This is a genomic window from Nostoc sp. CALU 546, assembly GCF_048836525.1.
This window is the reverse complement of the sequence record NZ_JAWJTF010000069.1, coordinates 30,231-52,537: the sequence shown is the minus strand read 5'-3', so window position 1 is coordinate 52,537 and position 22,307 is coordinate 30,231. Positions and strand designations below refer to the sequence as shown.

Genomic DNA, 22,307 nt, shown 5'->3' with positions numbered 1-22,307 from the left:
CACAGGGGTGACAACAAAAGGGTTTGTACTGGACAATATAGCAACGGCAGCAAGCAAATATCTAGCATGAACTAGCTCAAAACTTGTGGTTAGTACAGCACAGACAAGTAGGGGCAATTCATGAATTGCCCCTACTTGAGCAACTTGTTAAAAGTAGGTAATACCAATTTGAAAAAAGAATGCGACAAATAGACCATTTGTAGAGACGCGATTCATCGCGTCTTTACCCAATGATGTGTTGCAATCATTAGTTGAATGGGTATTATATTCGCCACCAACCCAAAGGATCTCAGTTGCTTGAGGAATTATTAAGTACTGCCGATCCTCTGATAAAATCCTTGGAGCGTAAGTAGTTAAGTTTATTATGACAAGTGCATCTTATATTTTTCTGGCTGGAGCAAGTCGCGGTGTTGGTCGAGAAATTGCTCAATATCTGACAGCACAACAGCTAAAGGTCAAAGCACTCCTGAGAACAGCAGCAGTTGCGGCTGAACTAGAGAAAACAGGTATTCAAGCAGTTGTGGGAGATGCTTTGAATATTGACGATGTAGAACGCGCAATCCTGACAGATGAACCTATTCACACCGTTATCAGTACAATTGGCGGTTTACCGACAGACGGAGAAAGAGCAGATTACCCTGGTAATAGAAATCTGATCGATGCGGCAGTTAAAGGTGGAGTACAAAAGTTTATTCTCATATCTTCCATTGGCGCTGGCAATAGTGTTGTTGCTCTGTCACCCCAAGTTTTGGCAGCACTGGGAACAGTTTTAGTTGAGAAAGACAAAGCTGAACAACACTTAATTGCCAGTGGACTTACCTATACAATCATCCGCCCAGGTGGACTCAAGTCAGAACCAGCAACGGGTAATGGCGTTTTGACTGAAGATCCACAGATTATTGGTAGCATCAATCGTGCAGATGTGGCGCAGTTAGTTGGTCGCTGTTTAAATAGCAATCGCACCAATAATAAAATCTTATCAGCCGTAGACCGAAATATGCTATTCGGACAAAGAGAATTTGCAGAATTTAGCTGAGACAGCAAGAAGCCTCTCACTTACCGCTTGATCGGAAGTGATGAGATAAATATCTATTACGAAAAAAGCTGATGGTTACTATTTAACTCTCAGCTTGGAAGATGCGACAGTTCCAGCAATTAAACCCGATTTTAATCCAGATTCGATAACTGGAATTGATGTTGGTTTAAAGGAGTTTTTGACAACTTCTCTTGGTGAAACTGTTGCTATCCCTCAACACTACCGCAAATCTCAAAAACGTTTACGAGTTATCCAAAAACGTGTTTCCCGTCGCACAAAAGGAAGTAAACGCAGACAGAAGGCGGTTAAACAGTTGGGCAAGCAACATAAAAAAGTTGCTGATAAACGCAAAGACTTTCATTTCAAAACTGCTAACAATCTGTTGAAGAAATATGATGTTGTGGCGGTTGAAGATTTGAATATTAAGGGACTTTCACGCACCCGATTGGCGAAGTCTGTACTTGATGCCGGATGGTCAAGTTTTCTGTCGATACTGACAAACAAAGCCGAAAATGCTGGTTTGTTGGTTATCCCAGTTAAAGCGTCTGGTACAAGTCAAGATTGTTCTAGTTGTGGTGTAAAGGTTCCTAAAAAACTGCATGAACGCTGGCACAACTGCTCTAATTGCGGGTGTAGTCTTGACCGCGATCATAATGCAGCCGTGAATATAAAAAATAGGGCGGTAGGGCATTCCGTTCTTAAAGGCAAGAGCCTCCTAAGCAGTAGCCGGATTGTCTTGGAAGCCTACACTCGTCCTTCGGACTGAGTGTAGGAGTATGTCACTTTGGAGTAATTTAAGCACGCCAGCGGAGTACCTGACCCTTAACAGGATTCACAAATTCTCGTTTTTCAGCGACAGACTGAGCATACTCCCGCTTCAACTGGTAGTACCACTGCGCCTGCATATCTGAGTCCTTAATCAGCCGTAGTACAGGATTATATTTCAGACCAATTTGCTGTTTTTCCACAACCGTTCGGTCTTGGTCAAGGAAAGTTCGCGCTAGTATATGCATCAGTGGTTTGAAAAATCCCACCCAAGGAAGTGTCCAGTAAAGAGCAAAAGTTACCTCAGTTTCCGTATCTGAAATGGGTGTAACTGCTGTTAAATTAACGACTCGATGCTTACCAATGGTGGTTTCTTCTATTCTGACGCCAGGTAAACGAAAAGAAATCTCCGTTTCCGGGACACCACCGCCAATCAGCCAGTATAATCGGCCCCCATTCTCTGGTAATCGGTGTCGTCGCATTGTGAAGCCATAGGGCGAAGCATCAAATTGCTTCACTTCCTCGTGTAGTTGCTCATTTCGCCACCACCAAGCGCGATGAACATAAGGTGAATGAGCAGGGTCCATCAGACCTACCACTGCATGATCCACAAAACAGGGGAATTTCACAATCTCTACGAATTGGGGCGAACGCTCATCAAACCCTGGAATTACCGGAATTTCCATCTCAGAAGCAGGAGGTTGTGGGTTATCTGGATCAGGCATATATATCCAAATATTTCCTTGGACTTCGCGAATTTCATAAGACTGTACATTGAAGCGACTCAAATCAATCTGCTGTTCTTCTACAAGAGATGGAATTGCAGTGCAACTTCCAACCGGGTTAAAGCGCCAACCGTGATAACAGCATTCCACTTCCTGTCCATCGAATCTACCACAACTCAAGGGCACACCACGATGGGGGCAAATGTCCCGCATCGCAGAGACTTTCCTATCCTGGCTGCGGACTAGAAGCACTGGTTCTCCCAAGAAAATGCGGCTGATCATCATACCTGGCTTGATTTGATCGCTAGGCAAAGCATAGTACCAAGTATTACGCAAGAAAAAATTATCGTTATTTTTCATAACTAATACCAAATTGAAATAGATAGTATATTGGACATTACTGGAACAGACTTTTGGTAAAGATATTTAATCTAAAATCCCAAATCTAAAATCCCAAATTAGTATAACTGCGTCTGCTTTTGACGCAACAAAAGTCCTGGTTTGTAGAAAGGAAGGTTATGCTTGAAAACATTATTTCAGGTTTTTAATTACTGTAAGTAAATTCAACTGATACAAATGTTGGTCATGTTCGTAATTCTCTCAGATTTGGGTTGTTCTAGGAGGTTTGCAGGTGTGAAGTTGCCTTATTCACCAGAAATTTGGACAAATACCGTTCTTTTTCGCGGGCCATCCAACTCAAAAAACAACACAGATTGCCAGGTTCCCAAAGCTAATTTACCATCCACAATGGGAATTATCTCACTAGTAGTCAGCATCATTGCCATTAAATGAGAGTGAGCATTAATCGGTTCATCTTCCGGGACATCTCTTAAATGCAAATCATTATGCAAATAGCTGTCTGATTCAGGTGCTAATTTTTGCAAGAACACTTTTATATCTTCTAACAATCGGACTTCATTTTCGTTGATCGCTAATGCTGTTGTTGTGTGACGAGAAAATACTAAAGCTTGTCCATTTTTAATTGATGTTGAGGCAATAAAATCTTGGATTTGTGGCGTGATATTATGAATATTTATTTTTGGCTCAGTTTCAATTTCAATTAACTTATTAATAATTGGCATCTGTTGAATTTTATATTTTAGATTGCAGACGAAGTAAGCTAACACAGCCTAACGCACTCATCAATTTAATATCAACATCTAACTATGCCAATTTTAGATTTTGGTGCGCTTCTAGCGCAACTTGGATTTTTGAAGAAAAAATCTAATACCATTCAATTAATGATTGCAACACATCTTTGGGTAAAGACGCGATGAATCGCGTCTCTACAAATGGTCTATTTGTCGCATTCTTTTTTCAAATTGGTATAAAATCCAAAATTGAATGACTTCTAATTCCTAACTATAGTTTCCAAACCTTGTACTAATCTTTCTATACCTTCTTTTGCCGTCTCTTTTTGCAGCGCCCCATAAGCAACGCGTAGATAGCATCCATCATCCATGCCAAAGGTTGTACCTGGAATGACTGCTACTTTATGTTCTTGGATCAGTCTTTTAACTAATTCAAAAGCATCCATCTGGGTATGAACTTTGAGGAAAAAATAGAAAGCGCCATTGGCGGGGGTAATACTACATAAGCCTTGTAGCGGGTTAAGGGAGTCTAATACTAGTTGGCGTACTTGAGCAAGCGCTCCTATATTACTCTGCAAATACTCCTCTTTTGCCTGCAATGCTCCTAAAGCTGCATATTGAGAAATGACTGGCGGACAAATCAAAATTGTATCCTGGACTTTTTTGATGGCGACAAGTAAGTGTTTAGGAATCACCATGTAGCCAATACGCCAACTGGCAAAACCGTATGCTTTGGAAAGGCTATAGAGAGAAATGGTGTACTCGCTACTATTATCAAATGCACCAGGTGAAATGTGTTTTACCCCGTTATAAGTAAAGTATTCATAGGCTTCATCACTGATGTGGTAAATACTACGATCGCCACAAATTTGATTTACTTGGTGCAATGCTGCTTCAGAATAGACAACTCCAGTCGGATTATTCGGTGAAATTGTAACCACAGCCCGTGTTCTGGGAGTGATTGCTTGAGCGATCGCATCTGGACGCAGTTGGTAATTTTCATCCGTCGTCACTAATACTGGATGACAACCAGCCATTGCGATCGCCATTTCGTGATTGAAATAGTAGGGCGTATTCAGAATAATTTCATCGCCTGGGTTAGTAATAGCAAGAATGGCATTCATAAATCCCATATTGCTCCCTGCTGTCACGACGATGGAGTTTTCCCTATTGATTTCAATGCCGTTGAAGGCTTGCAATTTTTCTGCAAGTGCTGTCAGTAATTGGGGAATTCCCTCAACTGATTTGTATAGATTATTAGTTGGCTCGTCCAGAAATTTGGGCAAAAATTCTCTGGTTTCAGGTGGTGGGTTGTAAGAAACTACACCTTGTCCCAGAGAGATTGTTCCAGGAGAATTTTTAATCATTTCCCCAACCAGAGGAATAATCGGTGACTGTACCGCTTGCATACGAGAGGTTAGGGATTCCATGTTTCGATGCCTATAGACCTGGTTTTAGTATCTTTTTATAGTATAAAAACGACTAGTCGTGATATTAATTTATTGATCACAACTGGTCGCGCGTAGTTATATCAAGTTGTTTCCTTCTTATTCACCCACTTAAGTAGCTAGGCGTAAATAAATTAAAGTTTGTATTAAGAACTTTAGTCCTGATAATTCTTATTTTGAGCGATGAATCGCTCACTACGAACGATGTTTATTGTTGCGATCGCTCAAGAAGGTACTTTGGTTCGTTGCGATATCGAATAAACAGGCAACCAAGCAACTAGTACAGCATTACCTACCTTTAACAAGTTGCTCAAGTAGGGGAAATTCATGAATTGCCCCTACTTGTCTTCTTAATTGAGATGGTACTTAGATTTACGTAGTCTTGTACTAGTATTTTCCCTGATAAATATGATAAGATTCTACAAAATGCTACGTAAACATACTTCTTTAGCAGGTAGAAAATAAATTCTTCTCTTCTGCCTTCTGCTCTTTACTTTTCTTCGGTAAAGGTTCAATCCGTCATGCGGAGTTGCTGATATCGTTTCTTTGTGAAGTTGTATATATTTATCCCCCGGCTATGCCGTTTTCCCTGATCAAGGAAAGACTACATCGGGGTCTTAATTATGTGTATCTTCACACAGGATTGGTATGAGTCAGGAACCATATAAAACCAAAGGAATAAGAGAATGGGTCTGAAAAAGCTAGTCAGCTATGGAATTTTTGTGCTGATCTTCGTCATTGGATTCGGTTTCACATCAATTGCTCGTGGTTTTGACTATCCACCCCCAACTCCGAAGATTGAGTTTGCCCAAGAGACGAGCGATCTCATGCTCAACACGTTGTTCGCGGCGCTGACGCAGGAGTTCGACGAAACCACGGTGGATAACGTGGAGCAGGGTAAGCATTCCATCTCGCTGATATTTAATGATCAGAACAAGGATATGCGGTTAGTTGGCACCGTTGGCCCGCTTCGGCAAAGCGATCGCCCTAGCGACAACTTCGAGCGTCAGGCAAACGCGCTGGCACTGGCGGGACAGGCATACACGTCTGTCCAGCGCGTGGATAGAAAATGGTACTATCGACGCTCAGTCCCCCTCAGCAACTTTAGAGCAGAGTGTGCGCTTTGCCACATAAATTATCCTGCCGGCCCTACCTCTAACTTTGTGGGCGCACTTATGCTCAGAGTGCCAATCAAGGAGTAAGGGATTTCCAAACAATAAAATTATTGTATAGCAAAGTGTTGAGCCAGTGCTGAGTAAAAACCCAGTTTTTTCAAAGCTTTGAGCAATCAACGCTGTCTTAACCTGTGTGACTACGGCTATAGAAAGTAGAAGTCAGTGCTGCCGACAGCAGCACTGACTTCGTGTTTGGTAGAAAATTCAACTATGTATTCTGAGAGTTTTTAGTCAATCGAGATCTGCTGAGGGCCAGTGGCTTTGCCATTATGCGCGTCCGTCGTGTTGCTGGTGTAAATATTTGAGCGAATCTGTTTATCCAGCCAGCTTTTAACAGGATCATCTGCAAGGTTGAGGCGAAGCACACCAGAGAAGAACCCACCCACAAATGAGACTGGATGCTGAGTAAATTCTTTGAATATAGGTGACAATTCATTAATGAACATTAAAAGACTCCTGGCACTGCGGTAAAAAATTACTACTTCTTAATTGATCGTAACGTGTTAAGGGATTGGGCATTGGGCATTGGGCATTGGGCATGGGGCATTGGGCATTGGGCATGGGGCATTGGGCATCGGTTATTCTTCTTGTCTCCCCCTGTCCCCTGCTCCCTGCCCCCTTGCTTCTTCCCCAGTCCCCAGTCATTTCACCTTATGAGCTTGGTTGCTGATCGGGAAACATACACTTATCAGAATCACAACCACTAGGGCCGGCCTCTGTCATTTCGCCTAAATCATAGCGGCTTAGGACTGCACAGAAGTCATCTGTTTTACGCCGCGCTTTCACCTCTTGAGTTAAGCGATCGTAGGTGGATTTGTCTATTGGTTCAAATGGCAAACGGGGGAATGATTGCAAATCGTCAAAACGGGCTAAAAGAGCCGCTGAAATATATCCCTCATCATTCTGGATAGTTTCGTAAATGCGCTGTCCCAAAGGTTCGATTTCATCAGAGCGGAGTTCCAAAGTCGCTGATGTGTTGTGAGTCACGTACCAACGTTGAACCTGAAGGACAAAATCAAACTGGGCTAAGACTGAAAACTTAGAAACATCAATTTCATCAGCCCCAGGTAAATCCGCCCAAGTTACAGAAACAGGGATTTCCACCAGCCATTCACTCACCCGTGGATCAAAGGGATCGTTGAGCAAATTGCCCTGTTCATCTTTGTCTGATTGAGAAGGAATGACGTTGTAACCATAGTCAATACAAGCCAAGGCTACTGGGTCATTTTTACCGAAAGTAATCCGGCGAATGAATCTTTGGGCTTTTGGGGGATGCCATCCTGAACTAGCATTAGTTAATAAAGCCTTAGTACCACTGGGTTGCACTGTGGTGCAGCGATTTGGACGCTTGAGATTGTGGCGATCGCAATAATCCCAAACCACCCGATGTACAATATCTCTCCAAGAACTGAGGTATTTCTCTTCCTCACGCTTGAAAGCTAATCCTTGTGGAGTTGCAGGTCTTCCTGCTTCCCACCAGCGCAGCCAATCAACACCAAAAGCATGGACAAAGAAATCAAATAAACCTGTAAAAGAAACTCCCACAATCGGGTCTAATTCACGGCTGTATTGATAGCGTGGTTCCAGGAATTTGTGATTTAAAAGTGCTGCTACAGATAACGCCCCAGCGGTGAAAGCCTCCTCTTGTTCTTTGTAGTTACGTGGATCGATTTGATTGAGGTGAACCTCTGACAAATTGCAGTTCCCAGTTAGGGTATTACCAAATACTCCTTTGTGATGTTCCGGTTCATTGAAGCAATAAGTATCGTGTAAACCTGGTAATTCTTCTACACCTCTGACTATTTGCCATTTACCTTTGTATTTGGCGTCACACCCTTTGCTCACATCCAAACGCTGGCAAGGAATTTGTCCACAGTCAGTAATTTGCAAGTAGTATAAATCTTGACTGCGAAAACCATAGTTAGTTACTGACCCTTTATGAGCGCAGAGATTTAAAGAAGAACGGATACCACATTTAGTTAGTAATAACTGCACTCGATACGCACGTTCGTAATCAGAGATGTAAATCCTAATGCCATTGCTATGTGTATTTGTGCCATCTGTATCGGCTAAACCAGCGATAAAGTGCAAAATTGCTTGGCGATTCCAACTAGCAATTACATTCAGTGACTCTGGATTTGTTTTTAAACTCTTTAAAAATTCTCCAGAAAAACCTAAGTCTGTTACATCTATAAAAGTTGGTAAGTAGTCATAGTTTCTTTCAGGAGACTTACTTCCGATTACAGATAAAGCTGCTTTTTGTTCATAGAGTCTAACTTTGGCATTACCATTTTGGTCTGTAGTTCCATCTCCTACAGCTATTCCCAAAGTATAGGCATAACTTGGATCGATATTTAAGCCACTTTCATACTGAATTATAAAAGGTTCAGTATGAATGGCATATCTACTAACATCCATCAAATCCTTGGTTTGGACTTCTTTGTATTCTTTATCAAATCTATCTTTTACAAAGAAGCGATGATATTCAGTTGCATCCAAGTAAGTACCATCTGCAAATTTGACTCGATATAGATGGCGATCGCTACCAGTTTTAAAAGGTGTTACTTGGCTCCATTTTTGACCATTCCAAATCTCAATGTCATCTCCAACAACATCTTTGATTTTATGCATTCCATCTCTAGTGATGAGTAAAGTATCACCACTGACACAGTGGAAATTAGCACCGATGATTTCTCCGCATGGATTTAAACCATATCGCTGCAAACGATGTTCTAGCTCATTAGCATCAAGATTGGAATAACGTTCTTCTAACCACTGTTTTGCTGTTCCTTGTTCATAAGCTTGTAAAAACTCGACTTTCAGAGCTTGTGTTGGTAGCAAATCAATATTCGATCGCGCTACGGCTTCACCAGCCCATTGAATCGCTCCCTCTCCGCTGTAATATTGTTTGCGGACAGCACCAACACATTCTTCTAAGGTTGGCTTGCGGTGAAAAACTCTCGTATGGTTTGCCATTCGGAGTGCATCGCGCTCTGGATCGATTCGCCAGTTGCCATTGTCATCTTGTTGCCATAAGTTATCTTTGGCGGTGGCTGCTAGGTTATCGCCAGAATCAAACTGACGCATCCCCGCGCTTCTTCGGATATTGCCTGCAACAATTGTTACAGCAGCTTGATCAATTAACAGACAGCATTCAACTGAATTTAATTGTCGTCCTAAAGCTTTATTCAGAATAGATGCACAACGCTGATAAAGTCCGGGCAATTTCACCGGATTTGCAACTCCTCCAAAGCCGTTGAGAGTTTCTCCTGCTTTGCGGACATCGCTGATATCAACTAATACTTCAACTTCTGCTGAAAATTGTTCATCAGTGGAGAGTTCTAATAAGGCTTGATATGATTCAACCCAACCTTCACGGCTATCTCCAACGTGAATAGTGACGTTATTTCCTTCTATATGAGTTTCAGTATATTCACGTCGCTGTTGCACAGGAGTGCTGCCAATTTCACCTTTTACAGTGACATTCAGTTGATTACGGATGGGGGGCAACTGGTTAATAAATTGCGGTTCTAGAACGGCTCCAGTACCACAGCCCATCATTGCCAGATCCATCATTAAGCCGAAGGCACTCCAGTCTTGGAGATTGGTAGAGGTGCAATTATATGCCCCGGAAAAGTTCTTGGGCTTGGTTATCCAGTCTGTGCCACCAACCCATAGCCAGCGCCCACTGGGCATAGCTTTCAAGTTGCGCTGCATCTTATCCAGTGTGGCAGCTTCTTCTTGAGTTAGCTTTCCCAACTCGACTAAGCCTTGTAGAGTGCGATCGCATACCTCATCCCATGTTTCCCTTAGTCCCGCCTTTGTCCGGCGGCTATAGGTTCTAAAAAATACGGGATTTGCAGCCGGTGCTGTTTCTGGAAACCTTGCACTCTGGCGTGTTCTTTCGAGATTCTGAACCATATATTAAGTATCTTGCGTTCTTGTTGCGTGCGGACAGATTATGACTATACGCCAAGTAGTTTGAGTATTAAAGATTGTCAAATTGTCCACTTTACGCTAGCTCTACCCTGCACTAATTACAACAGAAATTTATGATGTATAATATCCTCTACCCTTGGGTAAGAGATGGATACTAAGTTTTAATTGGCACTATTGTTTTTAAGCAAATTATCTCTATCAACCCATCTTCAGGCTGATGATCGCTACTCAGTAATGGCTCAACGCTTCGCTACCGCTAACTGTACTCAGGATTATTTGTGATTATTTGAGATTTTCCAAACAGGGTTTTGGCAAGGAATTTAGAATCCAACTTTAAAATCCCGAATTGGTATAAGCTAGCTTCAACTTCCCCAGAAAGTTGAGCATGGCTGAAACTACAGCATCCGGCGACTCAATCAAGAAGCCGTGACCACCACGTTCGATGACCACAAGTTCAGCATTGGGAATACCTTGAGCAAGCTGTTGGGAAAACTTTAGCGGGGTGAGAATATCTTGTTTTCCAACCATAACTAAGGTAGGACAATGAATTTGTTGGAGGCGGTGTAATGTGTCACTACTAAGGATGGCTTGACTGTGATGATAAAGTGAATGAGTTGCTGGTGGGAAAGGATATCTGATCGCAAATTCAATCAGACCTTCAATCATGTCAGGAATTGAGTAAAACGCATCTGTAAATATCCAGGGCAATATAACTTTTTCATAAAGTTTTAAATCTACATTACTAGGAAGTTCGCCCCAAGTCTCGATGATGCTATTGAATAATGCATCACCTTTTGCCAAAGATGAAAGTAGTGTCAGACTTTTTACCTTTTCAGGGTGTGCTAACACTAGTTCTTGGGCTATCTGACTACCCATTGAATGACCAGCTAGATGCACCTGATTAATCCCGATGTGATCGAGCAATCCTGCAACGTCACCAGCCATCTGTTTTAGACCATAGGGACTTTCGGGAGCAGAACTTCTCCCCATACCTCGGTTATCCAAGCGAATGACTTGATATTGCGAAACCAGCGATGGCATAATCAGCGACCAATAAGCATGATCGCAAAGAAAGCCAGCTATTAATAGCAAAGGCTCACCCGTTCCCTTAATGTCGTAGAACAAATCAATCCCGTTAATCTGAACCTTGGGCATAGTAAATAATTCTGCTAAACCTTATTTTTAAGCAGGGTATAGACGAGGCGATACTTCTAAGTCTTGAATTTCTCGTCTACCGGAATCTGATAGCCGTTGGCGAGGCGATTGGTCATGTTGGCTGTGGCTGCGATCGCCATTAGTTCCCCAAACATAGTATCATTCATACCCTTGGCACGCGCCGCCGCTGTGTGGGAGGCGATACAGTACTCACACCCATTGGTCGCACTCACGGCGATATAAATCAGTTCGCGCATCAATGGATCAATCTCACCAGGGCTGGCCATCACTTCCTTTAGCGTTTGCCACGTTCGTTGTAAAGTGGGGGGATGGTTGGCTATGGCTTTCCAGAAGTTATTGATGTAGTCATTTTGACGTGTAACCCGGATGTCGTCATACACTGCACGCACTTCGTCGCTGGCTTCTTCGTATTCAATCAGCTTAGTCATGTTTTGATTCCATATAGTTTCCCCAGCGAGTGGGAACCCCTAGATTGTAATACTGAGTTGCAATTAAAGATAGTAATATCATGTCTGCTTGGCATAAACTAGCATTTCTTGGACGATCTACTAGAACAGACTAAACAGGAAATTTACACTATCCTGTCAGAGAAATAGGTGGGGTCATCCATGAAGAAATTGATCCAGCGTATTAAAGCATTACTCCGACGTATCCTCAAGGAGTTTTCATCTAATTCTCAGCAACCATCGCCTGTAATAAATTCTCGCCCATTAGAAACTTCCATTCCAACTGTTTCTCCTCGATGGGAGTCTGGTTTGGTACTTGTGTGTTCACAATGTGCCAACGAGCAATCAGGCTCAACTGCTTCGGAAGACTTAGAGAATTGGTTGAAATCTCGTTTGAAATTTGAGGGCTTATGGGGGGAATTTCGGGTCGTTAGCACCAGTTGTTTAGGGGTTTGTCCCCGGATGGGTATTACTGTTGTTCTTGTAAGTAATGGAATTCACGGGAATAGTCCATGCTTAATTGTAAATCCGCAGAGCGATCGCGAACTTCTCTACTCATACATTAAACAGAATCAAGGCTAACTGCAAAAGTTTGTGAAAGCTTCCAATTATTGAAATCAAACTGAATTTGACCTTGCACTATGTTTCAATCAAGTAGCAAAGAAAAAAGGGGTGAATTTAAATATTCACCCCTTCTTCTATGTTATTAAGGAGGTAAAGAAGACTTATCCAACCCGTATTAATACCATTCTGTCCTGAAGAATTATTCTTTTAAACGAGGTATATTTGGTCTGACAAAGGTAGCAGAAGAATTAGTGCTTCGGGCATTAGTGCTTGAAGAAGCAGTAGTTGGGGAACTGAGATTCAAGAAATCGATAAGTTTGAGAGTACGATTACGAATTTTCCAACGCCCATTTGTTTTGATGAGTTTATCTTCATAAGTGCCATTAGCGACATCAATGCTGGTTTCTGAACGTTTATGAGTCGCATGGAGATAAGAGGTAGCTGTTGCTTTATTATTCTCAATTGAAATGTTTATCGTACCTATTAAGTGTTGGGTAGCTTGATATCCATTTCCTTGAAATACTGAATAGACAAAATCTGCCCAAGAATCTGTCCCATAACGTGTTTCACTTGCGCCATCAGGAAAAATAGCAGTGAGGACTGAATCTTGAGTAAAACAATCCCGATAAATATTCTTTCCTTCTAGTAGATTTCCTCTACCAATAGCGTCAGTTCCCAGGGCGTAACAGGATGTTAATTTTTGAATTTCTAATTCTGCGTTAGGTTGATTTGCGCTTGCTATTTCAAACCTACCTCCAATAAACAGCACAAGAGCAACTGCAATCACAACCAGAGTTATTCGATTTAAAAGAAACGAGATAGCATTTGTAACTATTCGCCCATTGTCTCTTCTTTTTTCCACAGTATATCCACCTTAATTTTTACTATTTTCGCATCTTGCACTTTACCATAAACTAAAACTTTGGCTAATATTTTTAGCTCATTGAAAACGGCTAAAATATTTGCATACTTTGCTAGCAATTACATTTTGTGTAAGCCAGAAAATCTGTTTTATAGTAAATGATAAAACTAGGACACGATTTGATGTATACAACTAGTTATAGCAGGTGTTTGACCAATTTTAAGTGTTAATTATAACTAAGTTTGTGTTGATTTGATTAAGTAATAGACTTACTACTTACATAGTTTTATGAATCGCCAGATAAATTTGATTTTACCAAGCGCTAAAAATCAAATATAATAACTATATCAATCCTAAATAATTCTTGATAAGTTCCCCGAAATCTTAAAAAAATCGGGGTTCTGCGGCTACAACTATCAGAAGTTACCTATTCTCCTAAAATGGGAATAGAAATTATAAATTGTGTTCCTTCTCCTAAGACAGATTTACAAGTCAAACTTCCAGCATGATTTTCTACTATAATTTGCCGACTAATAGATAATCCTAATCCCGTACCTTTTCCTACAGATTTGGTAGTAAATAAATTCTCAAAAATAGAGTTTTTCACTTCTTCTGTCATGCCTTTGGCATTATCTTTAATATTAATTACTACGTTTTCATTGTCTACTTGGAGATAAGTTTCTATAGTGATAATATTAGGATGTGTTTCTTGGATTTCTAAAAAGCTACGACCTATATTTGCTTCTTCTAAAGCATCAATTGCATTAGCAAGAATATTCATAAACACCTGATTCAATTGTCCTAAGTAGCATTTTACTGATGGAATATATGCATAGTTTTTAATGATTTGAATGGCGGGACGATTATGATCAGCTTTTAGACGATGCTGTAAAATCATTAAAGTACTATCTATACCTTCATGGATATTCGCTAATACTTTATATGTAGTATCGGCACGAGAAAAAGTACGGAGAGATGTACTAATATTCCGAATGCGCTGTGTCCCTACTGTCATACCATCAATCATTTTTGGTAAATCTTTTAGTAGAAAATCTATATCTATTTCTTCAGCTTTTTCTTCAATTTCTACACCAGGATTTGGAAATTTTTCTCGGTATAGTTGCAGATAGTCGATTAAATCTTTCACAATATCTTTTGCTTGGGCAATACTACCTGTAATAAAAGCAATGGGGTTGTTGATTTCGTGTGCAACACCTGCAACTAAATTTCCCAGAGAAGACATTTTTTCACTTTGGATAATTTGTAGTTGCGCCTCTTGTAAATCTTTTATTGACTGTTCTAATTCCCTAGATTTTTCTTGTGCTCTCGTGTATAAGCTGGCATTTTCTATGGCAATAGCCATTTGAGAAACTAAGACTTTTAATACTTCTACCCTTTCTGGAACAAAAGCTCCTGATGATAACTGGTTTTCTAAATAAATAATCCCAGTAAGCTGTGATTGGTACATAATTGGCAAACAAAAGATTGATTTTGTTTGAAATTTCTGAATATAGATATCAAGGTTAAAAGGTTCTGCAAGGATAGCATCATTTAATACAAGATATTGCTGAGTTCGGAAAACATAATTAATGACAGAGAGCGGTAAATCCTGATAGGTTTCAACAGGAATAGAGCGTAAAACTGTCACTGCATTTTCAGCAGCATTTCCAGAAGCTTCGATATACAAATTATTATCTTTAATTAGGAGTAGTACTGCTTTTTGGGCGGCAGCATTTTCTAGTAAAATTTTGATCAACTTGCCTAATAAATTTTCTAAAACAATTTCATTAGTAATCGCTTGGGAAAACTTGATGAATGCATTAAAATCTAAAAAATCACTCAAGCTGCTATTGGTAGTCGTGCTAGTGGTAAGATGAATTGTATCTATTTTTGAAGTACTGTTTTCTATAGGAGTAGTTTGCCCTACTAGAAAAGTATATTTTGATTCTAAGTGTTTAACTTTAGCGATCGCACCCCAGCGAATATAGGCATAATAGGATTTAGTTATATAAGTTTGATGAATTAACTCTTTACCAAGAGATTGATAAAATTTTCCAGCTAACTCATAAGCTAAAGCTTCTTCTTGGAGAAAACCGTTTTCTTGAGATTTGGCAATAGAGTGTTCGTAGTAGTCCATTGCTTCCAGCTTTTGACCTAAAATCTGATACCGTTCTGCCTCCACGAGGTAAAATCTGTGTAAGTGATTCGTGGGAGCATGAGTAGCCCAGAGTTCCATCTTTTGCTGATTAGCTCGGACTTTTTCTAGAATAGCTTGCTTCTCAGACTCTTTAGCAGTATGATATATTGCCAAGTGGGCTAAAGAATCGTAAAAATAAAAGATTGGAACAACAAATAACCCTGTAACACCACCTAAAGAATTTTCTGCGATCGCAGCATTTTCTACAGCTTTAAAATACTCCCCAAATATGTAAGAGAGCATTAGTTTATTAACAAATAAATGGTTAATTGTGTAAAGATCATTTACTTGCTGATGAATGGGTAGCATACTTTGCTCGTCGTAAGCTTCTCCAATTAAACAGTCCACATTTTCAAAACTTCCTTTCAAGTTCAGAACTGTTTGCAAATATACTGAGTTCCAAGTAAAAGCGACTTGTTGCTTGATTTTTTTCAGCGAATCACAATAAGCTATCAGTTCTTTTTCTAGAACCCAAAGTTCCTTACCCAGCCAAAATGAATGATAGGGATAAATGTAACCACAATAGCCAGCATATTCTAAATCTCCAGTTTCCAGACCACTAGAATATCCTGCCATTGATGATGTTAATGTCTCCCTAACATGCTCTTTCCAATGCATAACATGAGCGCTAACAACCGTCAGAATTTTCGCCTTGAGTTCTTCAGCATTAAATTGTGATACCAAACGTGAAGCTAATTTACCAAATTCATAGCCAGAATCAATTTCTCCTTGAACTCCACAAAGAAGTAATCCATAAAGACTATAACCATAAGCAGATACAGCCGTATTTCCATATCTTAAGGACAAATTGACCATTTTACAGACAATAATTGGCATCATTGCAGGAGCAGTTTGAAAAGCCGCCGGGAGAACTCCCATTAAGATTCTCATAGCTGCAATCTTGTTAGGATCAGTCATTAATGGTAAGTTAATTAAATCTGCAATGGCTTTACCTTTCAAAGAAGCCGCGATTTCATCCATCCCCTGCTGAATATCAGTTGATGTGGGTTCGTCTGGAAAACTTGTTCCTAACAATTGCAGAATTGATACAGCTATCTGAATGGCTTTCAGTTGTTTGCTTTGAATGATAGAAGCGATAATCTGTACTTCATAGACTTTCACTTTATCTAGAAGGACTTTGGCTTGTTGCTGCACCACCTCAGCCCATTCTTGCATCTGCTCAAAATCACCGCCAAGATAAGCTACCTCTGCGGCTCCTTCATATAAACCAATAGTTAAGGTATATTCAGTTTCCCAAGCATCTATATTTAAAAGTTTTATCCCATTTGTGAAGTATTTCAGAGCCGCTTCGTAAGCTGTAGAAGCTTTAGCTTTTCGTCCTGCAATTAAATTTAATCGTGCCAATTCAGTTTTTTCAGATTGCTCTGTCAGGTTAAGAATACCTACATTCAACTGATTGACGATATCAAAAATATTAGCTTCTATTTCCTCTTTAGGTGTATTTTGGAGAAGCAATTGCCCAATTTTCAGGTGAGTAGATTTTTTGAGTTCTTCTGGAATCAATGAATATGCTGCTTGCTGTACTCTGTCATGTAAGAACTTATAACCTACCCGTGAAGTGTCGAGATTTAAATTAACTGCTTCTTCTTGATTAAAAACTAAAGGAATACGGTAAGCTTCACTTAAAGGTAGAATTAATCCCGCTTGCAAAGCAGAGTGTAAATCATTAGCTGTCAAAGAAGGTGATTTTTCATTGACTATCGATAAAACATCCAGACTAAATCTGTCACCCACACAAGCTGCTAATTTTAAAACATCTTGGGTTAAACTTGGTAGTTTTTCAACTCTACTGGCAACTAACTCAACTACATTTTTATCAGTAATTCCAATTGCTTGTATATCCTCTAGACTCCATTGCCATCTAGCATTGGCAAAGTCAAATTTTAGTAATTTTTCTTGATAAAGTGCCTGAATTAGTTGTGTTATAAAAAACGGGTTTCCACCTGTCTTGTTATAAATCAGTTCGGCTAATTGAATAATTTTATTGTTAAATGCTCTAATGCCATCATCCTGTTTAGGTTCTCCTTCTTGGAGAGTTTCGGCAATTAGCTTAGTTACATTTTCTAAATTTAAAGGTTGTAATATAACATTATTAACTACCGTGCCACTATCTTTAATTTCTTCTATTTTTTGAATTAAAGGATGTGCCGAATTAACTTCATTATCTCTATATGCTCCGATAAATAGAAAATATTTGCTATCGGTATCAGTTATGAGCAGTTGGATTAAATTTAATGTGGCTGAATCTGCCCATTGTAAATCATCTAAAAATATGACTAAGGGGTGTTCTTTTTGGGTAAAAACTTGGATAAATTCTTTAAAAACATGATTGAAGCGATTTTGTGATTCTGTTGCCCCAATTTCGGCAACTTCTGGCTGTGTACCAATGATTAATTCTACTTCTGGAATTACGTCAGTAATAACTTTTCCATTTGTTCCTAAAGCTGATAGTATTTTATTCCGCCATATTTCTATTTGCTCATTATTTTCTGTCAGTAAATACCGCATCAAATAAGCAAAAGCTTGAATTAAAGAAGCATAAGGTATATTTCGCTTTAATTGGTCAAATTTACCAGAAATAAAGTACCCTTGTCTGCGAGTAATGGGTTTATTAACTTCATTCACTAGAACTGATTTGCCAATACCAGAATAACCAGAAACTAGCATCATTTCACTAGTCCCAGATGTAACGCGCTCAAATGCAGCTAACAGTTCAATAACTTGTTCTTCACGACCATATAATTTTTGAGGGATTAATAACTGACTCAAGATATCTAAACGCCCTGGAACAAAATCAGTAATTATTCCCTTGCTTTCTAACTGGTTGAGACATGATTCTAAATCTGCTAATAATCCTGTAGCACTTTGATATCTATCTTCCGCATTTTTTGCCATCAGCTTCATCACAATTTCAGAGACGGCGGTAGGAATTTGTGAATTTAATGATTGGGGGTTTATCGCTTGAACTGCAATGTGACTATAAACTACTTCTAGGGGGTCTTGGCTAAAAAATGGTGTTTTATCAGTTAACATTTCATATAAAGTCACACCAAGGGAATAAAAGTCAGTGCGATAATCAAGAATGCGATTCATTCTCCCAGTTTGTTCAGGAGACATATAGGCAAGTGTGCCTTCAACGCAGTTAGGGTTATTAAATTGGGGATTTTCTTTATTGAGACGGGAGGCTATACCAAAGTCAGTGAGTTTAACAATATCTGTCTGGGAGTTAATTATGATGTTATTAGGTTTAATATCTTTATGAATAATCTGATTTTTATGTAAATAATCTAAAGCTTTAGTCAGTTGAATAGCAATATTTAAATGGTTAATCAAGTCAAGTTTTTTTGTTTGTAAAAATTGCGCTAAAGACTGACCTCCAAAGTCTTCCAACAACAGTCCTACACGATTTTGAAAGGTTTCTAGACTAATAGCTTTAACTATATTGGGATGGTCTAAACCTTGCTGAATTTGATACTCATTTTTAAGGCGAGTAAAGGCTTCGAGAGTCGGATATTCATTTTTAAGCAGCTTGATGATAACTCGCTGTTGCGTCTTTGGCGTTTGTGCTTGATAAATAATTGTTTGGATTCCTTCGTGGAGAGTCGAGTTAATTTGGTATCCAGTACGATTTGGCATTGATTTTCGACTATAAAGTTACAAAACTAGCATCAACCCCGTTTGGGGTTCTAGTTTAATATTCCCAATACGTAGAAAATTATTAACATTGCGCTTCTGTATCCAAGGGTTAAAAATTAAAAAGCGATTATTTCCTTGTGACGAAAACTAGTGGCTACAACCCGACTGTAACTTTTACGCCAACCGCAGATAAGGACACTTTTGCAAAAATCCAGAGGCCTTATTGTGGGCATCTAAGTTATGAGTATGCGTTGGCGTAGGTCGAATAATGCCACCAAATAGGTCATCTAATCCGTAGGGTGTGAAAAATTGCCATTGACCTTGGGTATCTAGTCGAACTCCCACAGCAGTGGCGGTGTGCAGCCAATCTGTGATGCCATCCTCTGTACTAGTGTAGGGTCTGCTACCAAGACGCCAACGAGCAAAACTAGCTTGATTTTTGACATCAAACTCGTCATGAGGAAATTGTTCTGTGAGATTCGCCTTTGCTGCTAGTTCTTGCGAACGGTTTCCCTCTATATCAAAGAATGCAATATCAAAATCTTTAATCCCTAACCCACAGTCATTGCCAAAAATTGAAGACCAAACGGTGTTTCGGACTGCACCACCGGCTAACCACCAGTTCGGTAGATTTAGTTGAGCGATCGCAGGTAATACTGTATTAATACGTGTATCAGCTAAAATTATCTGTAGGCGAGTGTTACTATTCATATCAAATTCCTGGGATTGTCAAGTAGAAGGTGAAAATATTATCATTCACATTTCATTAAACTTACGGTATTAATAGTCCTGTTGTGACACTTGGTATGTCAATATTTATCAGGTGAACTTCTGTAGTCATAGTATAAAGAAAACAGGTTACACAGAAGGTTAAGTTGTGAATTTAGAATTTAGAATTTTTATTTATGGAAGATTTATTTGCGCGACTAGAACGCACACTCAATCCTGAACTGCCTTCTATAACAGAGTCACAACAACAACTCCTACAAAAACTCAGTATTGATGAAAATAAACCCGGTACAATTCTGCATGACTTTCAAATTCTGATAGATTTCTTACAACCAAATGGAGTAGAAGTTAGTAGTGTTAATAACCTTCTACCGCTAAAAGTCCTATCAGAAGTTAATTCTCGGTTAAGTCACCCAATTGAAATTAAACTCAAACGTCCCGTACAGAAATCATACCCATACATTAATGGACTATATCTGTTATTACGCAGTTCTGGAATAGCCCAAATTAGATCCCAAGGGAAGAAGCAGTTTTTAGTTTTAGACGCAGCAACTTTACAATCCTGGTCAAGCCTCAATCCAACAGAACGCTATTTCAACTTATTAGAAGCCTGGTTGATTTGGGGAAATAACGAAGTTTTGGGTGAACATCAAGATTCATTAGGGAATTTATTTAGATGTATTCAACTTTGGCCTCGTGTCTCAGATAAAGGTTTAAAATTTTCTAAATATGAAGATCAAAACAATATTAGTTATTACCCAGGTTTGCATAATGTTGCCCTGTTAGAGTTATTTGGATTTTTATCTATCAAACATGGGAAACCACAAGAAGGCAAGGGATGGCGCATAACTAGTTTACAACGCTTGCCCTTTGGAGATGCTCTGTTGCAATTACTATTTCCATTGGGGATACGAGGAGAACTACAGGATGATGTAAATGTGAATTTTGGAAAATTGCAGTCACATTTGCAACCCTTTTTTCCAGAATGGAAACACAATTTACTTGTTCCCAAGCAAGGCTTCACCGATGGGATTTATATTTTCAAAGTATCCCTTTTTAAGGCTTGGCGACGCATTGCTATCCCAGCAAAAAAACCATTAAGCTGGCTAGCAGAGATAATTCTCGATGCTTTTGACTTTGACTACGATCACCTGTACGAGTTTAGTTATAAAGACCGTTTTGGCCGCATAATAAAAGTTGGTCATGCCTATATGGAAACACCCCCATTTGCAGACCAAGTGCAAATTGGTGATGTGTCTCTCGAACCAGGTGGTAAAATGACCTATCTTTATGATTTTGGTGACAATTGGAAATTTGATGTGCAGTTAGAAGCAATTAATCCACCTGATAACAAAATCAAAAAACCGAAGATTTTAGAAGTTCACGGAAATGCACCTCAACAGTATTGGAGTGAGGATGATGAATTGGATGAAGACGAAGAATAAAGGGGATTTATTACATACTTGTTGAAATATTTAGATAAGGTATAGCACAGTGCATCAGAAATTGGCAGAACTAATCAATCAGTGTAGAAGACCGACTATCGAGTTACTTAGGGAGGTGCTTTTATGCAGGCGAGAATTATCGGAAAATGAAAGTAATTTCATGACATATATGGCTGGATTTTCTCATCATGAATTTGCAGAAAGTTTATTTTCAGATTTTAATTTATCCTTCTTAGAAGGGACTTCGATATTTTTTGACAGAGAAAATAATAAGTTTCACTTCAAAATATTATTAAATGACCAATCTCATTACTGTGGTAAGTTACACATGGGAAGGATAGAGCGTGATTACAACTCTCCAATGCTTGGGAGTCGCATGGCTTTCAGGGATAAAGATGGTTTATACATTGATAGCCTTGGAAAGCAGCTACGCGGATGTTCTGGAGAACAGGTGAGAGCGTACATCGCACAAGGAACATCAGGTATAGCTGAAAACGTGGTATCCCATCAAAGAGATTTGCAAGATTATTGCTTAGTTACTCATTTCGTTGGAGCAGCTGAGCCTAATGTGGATATCAATGTGAAAACTGTTTTCAGCAGAGTCACAGCGTGCATTTTTGTAAACACAAGGGAGAACGATTTCTATAATTTGTCGCTTGATCAATTTCAACACCGAGTCGAGCTATACCCGTTACTAAAAAGCGTATATTGGTATGTCATAGATGCCATACAGCCTGAAAGAGTTACAGATTTTCTACACAAAATTAAAGCCGATTTCAAACTCGTGCAATATACAGGTACAAAGCATGACTATCTTCAAGAAGTACTACCTGAGATTGAGACAATGATATTAGAAATTCTTTCCCGTAGTCGGGTTGAGTAGAATCGCAATCTTCCGTAAGTTGGCGTAGATATAGCGAAATATTTACGCCAAACTGTACCAAAGGACAAAGGAGATAATAATAAATTTTTACTGGTAAACTACTTTAATGAACATATTAAATTATTTAAAACAGTAATAGGGAACCCAAATTATAAGTTCAGCTTGTGTA

The 22,307-nt window shown here is 39.4% G+C and carries 15 protein-coding genes and 1 pseudogene; 6 read left to right on the top strand and 10 right to left on the bottom strand.

Features of this window, described 5'->3' with window-relative positions; all coding sequences use genetic code 11:
• The first annotated feature begins 364 nt into the window (after positions 1–364).
• Together RRG12_RS27695 and RRG12_RS27690 are read left to right on the top strand one after the other, a co-directional pair.
• The gene (locus tag RRG12_RS27695; RefSeq protein ID WP_420761383.1) at positions 365–1,036 is read left to right on the top strand and encodes an SDR family oxidoreductase; all 672 of its coding nucleotides are present in this window, start codon (positions 365–367) and stop codon (positions 1,034–1,036) included.
• Positions 1,037–1,088: 52 nt separating this feature from the next.
• Positions 1,089–1,802: pseudogene (locus RRG12_RS27690) on the top strand (RNA-guided endonuclease InsQ/TnpB family protein); the annotation flags it as partial.
• Between the two features lie 28 nt (positions 1,803–1,830).
• On the opposite strand, the gene RRG12_RS27685 reads toward RRG12_RS27690, so the two are convergent.
• The 3 genes from RRG12_RS27685 to RRG12_RS27675 form a co-directional block, all read right to left on the bottom strand.
• Positions 1,831–2,886: a Rieske 2Fe-2S domain-containing protein gene (locus tag RRG12_RS27685; protein ID WP_420761382.1), complete on the bottom strand. Its 1,056-nt coding sequence runs from the start codon at positions 2,884–2,886 to the stop codon at positions 1,831–1,833.
• Between the two features lie 284 nt (positions 2,887–3,170).
• On the bottom strand, positions 3,171–3,608 hold the full coding sequence (locus RRG12_RS27680) for a secondary thiamine-phosphate synthase enzyme YjbQ (RefSeq protein WP_420761381.1): 438 nt from the start codon (positions 3,606–3,608) through the stop codon (positions 3,171–3,173).
• A 269-nt stretch (positions 3,609–3,877) separates the two neighbouring features.
• A complete protein-coding gene (locus tag RRG12_RS27675) occupies positions 3,878–5,047 on the bottom strand; it encodes a pyridoxal phosphate-dependent aminotransferase (protein ID WP_420761380.1) in 1,170 nt (389 codons plus the stop codon).
• Positions 5,048–5,751: 704 nt separating this feature from the next.
• Between RRG12_RS27675 and RRG12_RS27670 the strand changes: the two genes are divergently transcribed.
• Positions 5,752–6,267 carry a hypothetical protein gene (locus RRG12_RS27670; protein WP_420761379.1) on the top strand — a complete coding sequence of 172 codons (516 nt, stop codon included), beginning with the start codon at positions 5,752–5,754 and terminating at the stop codon, positions 6,265–6,267.
• Positions 6,268–6,467: 200 nt separating this feature from the next.
• Here RRG12_RS27670 and RRG12_RS27665 read toward each other — a convergent pair whose 3' ends face one another.
• From RRG12_RS27665 to RRG12_RS27650, 4 genes are all read right to left on the bottom strand, one after another.
• On the bottom strand, positions 6,468–6,686 hold the full coding sequence (locus RRG12_RS27665) for a hypothetical protein (protein WP_420761378.1): 219 nt from the start codon (positions 6,684–6,686) through the stop codon (positions 6,468–6,470).
• Positions 6,687–6,891: 205 nt separating this feature from the next.
• Positions 6,892–10,161, bottom strand: coding sequence for a ribonucleoside-triphosphate reductase, adenosylcobalamin-dependent (nrdJ, locus tag RRG12_RS27660; protein ID WP_420761377.1), 3,270 nt, complete (start codon positions 10,159–10,161; stop codon positions 6,892–6,894).
• A gap of 351 nt (positions 10,162–10,512) precedes the next feature.
• Entirely contained in the window at positions 10,513–11,334 is an 822-nt protein-coding gene (locus RRG12_RS27655; RefSeq protein ID WP_069072091.1) for an alpha/beta fold hydrolase, read from the bottom strand.
• Between the two features lie 56 nt (positions 11,335–11,390).
• Complete coding sequence (locus RRG12_RS27650) at positions 11,391–11,783, bottom strand: carboxymuconolactone decarboxylase family protein (RefSeq protein WP_069072090.1); 393 nt, start codon at positions 11,781–11,783, stop codon at positions 11,391–11,393.
• A 180-nt stretch (positions 11,784–11,963) separates the two neighbouring features.
• Here RRG12_RS27650 and RRG12_RS27645 point away from each other — a divergent pair, with 180 nt between their 5' ends.
• Positions 11,964–12,383, top strand: coding sequence for a (2Fe-2S) ferredoxin domain-containing protein (locus tag RRG12_RS27645; RefSeq protein WP_069072089.1), 420 nt, complete (start codon positions 11,964–11,966; stop codon positions 12,381–12,383).
• 181 nt (positions 12,384–12,564) lie between these two features.
• On the opposite strand, the gene RRG12_RS27640 is transcribed toward RRG12_RS27645, so the two are convergent.
• From RRG12_RS27640 to RRG12_RS27630, 3 genes are all read right to left on the bottom strand, one after another.
• Complete coding sequence (locus RRG12_RS27640) at positions 12,565–13,227, bottom strand: nuclear transport factor 2 family protein (protein WP_069072088.1); 663 nt, start codon at positions 13,225–13,227, stop codon at positions 12,565–12,567.
• A gap of 427 nt (positions 13,228–13,654) precedes the next feature.
• Positions 13,655–19,081, bottom strand: a complete 5,427-nt coding sequence (locus RRG12_RS27635; protein ID WP_420761376.1) for a trifunctional serine/threonine-protein kinase/ATP-binding protein/sensor histidine kinase — start codon at positions 19,079–19,081, stop codon at positions 13,655–13,657.
• A 174-nt stretch (positions 19,082–19,255) separates the two neighbouring features.
• Complete coding sequence (locus tag RRG12_RS27630) at positions 19,256–19,792, bottom strand: nucleotidyltransferase family protein (protein WP_069072086.1); 537 nt, start codon at positions 19,790–19,792, stop codon at positions 19,256–19,258.
• A 194-nt stretch (positions 19,793–19,986) separates the two neighbouring features.
• On the opposite strand from RRG12_RS27630, the gene RRG12_RS27625 reads away from it, so the two are divergent.
• On the top strand, positions 19,987–21,255 hold the full coding sequence (locus RRG12_RS27625; protein WP_069072085.1) for a plasmid pRiA4b ORF-3 family protein: 1,269 nt from the start codon (positions 19,987–19,989) through the stop codon (positions 21,253–21,255).
• A 160-nt stretch (positions 21,256–21,415) separates the two neighbouring features.
• The gene (locus RRG12_RS27620; protein WP_420761375.1) at positions 21,416–22,138 is read left to right on the top strand and encodes a hypothetical protein; all 723 of its coding nucleotides are present in this window, start codon (positions 21,416–21,418) and stop codon (positions 22,136–22,138) included.
• The last annotated feature ends 169 nt before the right edge of the window (positions 22,139–22,307 follow it).